Genomic DNA, 4,286 nt, shown 5'->3' with positions numbered 1-4,286 from the left:
ATTTTTCTTTTAATCAAAAAATAAAACCTTGTAAATATTTCTTTTTTAGAAGTAAAAATTTGTAAGTGCAAGTCGAATTAAAAAAATTAAAAATGAACAATAAAAATAGAATGAGAAATTAGTTATCAATAGATTTTTAGAGTTAATCCTGCATCAGACTCAAAAAACTTTCGTCGCAAAATAATTAGTTATCGCAATCTATAAAACTGTATTAAAAGTGAATATTAACTATAACACGAATTATTATGAATGAGAAAACTTTAAGTCCAAATGGAACTGAAAACAAAACAGCAGAAAAGCAAAGTGCTGGATTAGTAAAAGATGCCGTAAAGGAAACTCCAAAAGTTGATGCTATTGCTCATGTCGAAGAACTTGCCAAAAAAGGAGGCATTGCTCTTGAAAAATTCCTGGAACTTAATCAGGAACAAGTTGATTATATTGTGGCTAAAGCCTCGGTTGCCGCTATAGACAAACACGGTGAACTTGCTTTACATGCTGTTGAAGAAACAGGTCGTGGTATTTTTGAAGACAAAGCAACCAAAAATATGTTTGCTGCTGAAAATGTAACCAATAGCTTAAAAAACCTAAAAACCGTAGGTATAATAGGCGAAGACCAATTATCAGGAATTGTAGAAATTGCAGAACCGGTAGGCGTAATTTGTGGTGTTACACCAACAACCAACCCTACTTCTACTACTGTTTTCAAAGCATTAATTGCCCTTAAAACCCGTAATCCTATTATATTTGGTTTCCACCCATCGGCTCAACAATGCTCTAAAGCTGCTGCGACTATTGTTCGTGATGCTGCAATTGCTGCCGGAGCTCCGGAAAACTGTATTCAATGGATCGAATATCCATCTGTAGAAGCCACTAACTCATTAATGAACCATCCTACTATTACTACTATTCTGGCAACCGGAGGAAACGCAATGGTACGTGCTGCTTACTCTTGTGGTAAACCTGCATTGGGAGTTGGCGCCGGAAACGTTCCTGCTTATATTGAGAAAACCGCTAATATAAAACAAGCCGTTTATGATATTGTTCTTTCAAAATCATTTGACTGGGGAATGATCTGTGCCTCTGAACAAGCTGCTATTATCGATAAAGAAATTTATGAAGAAACAAAAGCTGCTTTTAAACATCATCATGTGTATTTTGCCAATGAAAAAGAAAAAGCAAAACTTGAAGAATTAATGTTTGGAGTTATTGCGAAAGGTGTAAACTGCGGCGGAGCAAAACTAAACCCTAATATTGTTGGGAAATCTCCTCAATGGATTGCAGAACAAGCTGGTTTCTCTGTACCTGAAAATGTCGTAATCATTGCCGCCGAAGTAAGCGAAGTAGGTATAAACGAGCCTTTAACCAGAGAAAAATTATCTCCTGTACTGGCAATTTTAAAATCAAACTCAACTCAGGAAGGTATCAAGTTATCTGAACAAATGGTAGAATTTGACGGATTAGGTCACTCAGCAGCCATTCATACAAAAGATGAAAAAATAGCCAAAGAATTTGGAGTTGCAGTAAAAGCCATTCGTGTTATTTGGAACTCTCCTTCTACTTTTGGAGGTATTGGAGACGTTTATAACTCATTTATTCCGTCTCTTACTCTTGGATGCGGATCTTATGGAAAAAACTCTGTTTCAGGAAATGTGGGCGCAATAAATTTAATAAATATCAAGCGAATTGGTAGAAGAAACAATAATATGCAGTGGTTCAAAGTACCTTCAAAAATCTATTTCGAGCCTAACTCGATTCAATATTTAAAATCAATGCAATCACTTGACAAAGTGATGATCGTAACTGATTTAAGTATGCTAAAACTTGGTTTTGTTCAAAAAGTCATAGACGTTTTAAACCGTCGTGCCAATAAAGTCGATGTTAGAATTTTCTCTAATGTAGAGCCAGATCCAAGTATTGAAACCGCAAGAGCAGGTGCAGAAACCATGTGCGAGTTCCAGCCGGATAGCATTATTGCATTGGGTGGAGGATCTGTTATGGATGCTGCAAAAGTGATGTGGCTATTATACGAACAACCACAGGTTTCGTTTGATGATGTGAAACAAAAATTCCTTGACATTCGTAAACGTGCGGTAAAAATTCCAACTTTGGGTCAAAAAGCCAAAATGATTTGTATACCAACAACCTCAGGAACAGGTTCAGAAGTAACTCCTTTTGCGGTAATTTCAGATCATTCTGTTAATAAAAAATATCCTTTGGCAGATTATGCTTTTACACCAACCGTTGCCATTATCGATTCTGAGTTAACGAAAACTGTTCCTCCATCAGTGGTTGCAGATACCGGAATGGATGTTCTTACGCACGCAACAGAAGCTTATGTTTCTATTGTTGCCAATGACTATACTGACGGACTTGCGTTGCAGGCTATTAAAATGGTATTCCAATATTTAGAAAGAACCTATCTTGATGGTAAAAATGATAACGAAGCTCGTGATAAAATGCACAATGCATCAACCATTGCCGGTATGGCGTTCGCGAATGCGATGTTAGGAATCTCGCATTCTATGGCGCATAAAATTGGCGGAATGTTCCATACCCCTCACGGTCGCACAAATGCTATTTTATTGCCTTATGTAATCAAATACAATGGCGAAGTTCCGGGAAAACTTTCGGTATGGCCTAAATATTCTACTTATAAAGCAGATCAAAAATATTTTGAAATTTGCCAAATGTTAGGACTTCCTGCAAAAGGACCTAAAGACGGACCTCAGGTGTATGCCCAGGCTTGTTATGAATTGGGTAAAAAAGTAGGAATAAAAATGAGCTTTAAAGAACAAGGTCTTGATGAAAAAGAATGGCTTGCAAAACTAAATACACTTGCCATGAACGCTTTTGAAGATCAATGTACTCCGGCAAATCCGCGTTTACCTCTAATCAAGGACATGGAAGAAATTATGCGTAAAGCTTATTACGGAGAAAAAATCTAGAGATAGATTTCGATCAATACTTAAAGAGGCTATTTCATAATTAATGAAATAGCCTCTTTTTTTAAACCTTTGTTTCTCTGCACCTTTGCACCTTTTTTAAAACTTCTGAAGCGTCTCAACTACATAAGTATGCATTACCTCTTTATAATCTAAATGGGTTACTACTCTTAGTTTATTGTGTCCCATTGAGCTTATTAAAATATTTTTTTGTTTTAATTTTTCAATCAAAAGCTGATCACTGTAACCTTCTGCCAATGAAAAAATCAAAATATTCGTTTCTACAGGTTCAATATGTGATACCCATGGTTTTGTACTTAAAATTGCGGCAATTTCTTTTGCACGTCGATGATCTTCTGCCAATCTTTCGATATTGTTGGCCAAAGCATATAATCCGGCTGCAGCCAAATAACCTACCTGACGCATTCCTCCGCCCAATATCTTTCTGATTCTCAACGCTCTGTGAATATCAGCTTTGCTTCCTAACAAAATTGAACCTATTGGAGCGCCCAATCCTTTCGATAAACAAACCGAAATAGTATCGAAAATAGCTCCAAAATCTTTCGGATTTTGTCGTTTGGCTACTAATGCATTCCAAATTCTGGCTCCATCCAAATGGAATTTCAAATTATTGGCATCACAAACCTTTTTTATTTCTCTTAAATCATCTAGTTCATAACACGCTCCGCCACCTTTGTTGGTTGTATTTTCGACACAAACCAAACTTGTTAACGGACTATGATAAAATTCCGGATCATTGATAGCTCCTGCTACCTGACTTGCCGTAATCATACCTCGATTTCCGTCTAATAAGCAACAAGAAACGCCACTATTAAACGAAACTCCTCCACCTTCATAATTATAAACGTGGGCATATTTATCTGCAATTAATTGCTCTCCGGGCTGTGTATGCAATTTTATAGCGGTCTGGTTGGCCATTGTTCCAGACGGAAAAAAAAGACCTGCCTCCATACCAAAAAACTCAGCAACTCTGGTTTCCAATTCTATAACCGTAGGATCCTGCCTGTAAACATCATCGCCAACATGAGCGTTAAACATATACTGCAACATTTCCTGCGTAGGCTTGGTAATGGTATCGCTAATTAAATTTATCTCCATATTCTAAAAAGTATATCTTTTTTCAACAGCAAAATTACGTATTACTGATAGTTATTCTTAACAAGTTTTGCTAAAATTTAACTAGCAATTACAATTAAACCAAATTAACGTAATATTTACAAAAAACATATAAAACTAACATTAATATTCTAAAATTGGCTTATAATTTTAGAAACCAATTTGTTAGCAGGGCAAATTATAACTTAAACACAATTTGCAAAAAAC

The 4,286-nt window shown here is 36.1% G+C and carries 2 protein-coding genes; one reads left to right on the top strand and one right to left on the bottom strand.

Annotated features, from left to right (window positions below; translation table 11 throughout):
- The first annotated feature begins 245 nt into the window (after positions 1 to 245).
- Complete coding sequence (adhE, locus tag FLACOL7796_RS00320) at positions 246 to 2,945, top strand: bifunctional acetaldehyde-CoA/alcohol dehydrogenase (RefSeq protein WP_173968661.1); 2,700 nt, start codon at positions 246 to 248, stop codon at positions 2,943 to 2,945.
- A 96-nt stretch (positions 2,946 to 3,041) separates the two neighbouring features.
- Here adhE and FLACOL7796_RS00315 read toward each other — a convergent pair whose 3' ends face one another.
- A complete protein-coding gene (locus FLACOL7796_RS00315) occupies positions 3,042 to 4,061 on the bottom strand; it encodes a threonine aldolase family protein (protein WP_173968659.1) in 1,020 nt (339 codons plus the stop codon).
- Positions 4,062 to 4,286 lie beyond the last annotated feature (225 nt).

The sequence above is a fragment of the Flavobacterium bizetiae genome (assembly GCF_902804475.1).
In the GTDB taxonomy this organism is placed as follows: domain Bacteria; phylum Bacteroidota; class Bacteroidia; order Flavobacteriales; family Flavobacteriaceae; genus Flavobacterium; species Flavobacterium bizetiae.
The sequence above is the reverse complement of the archived record's forward strand: the minus strand, read 5'-3'. Positions and strand labels throughout refer to the sequence as shown.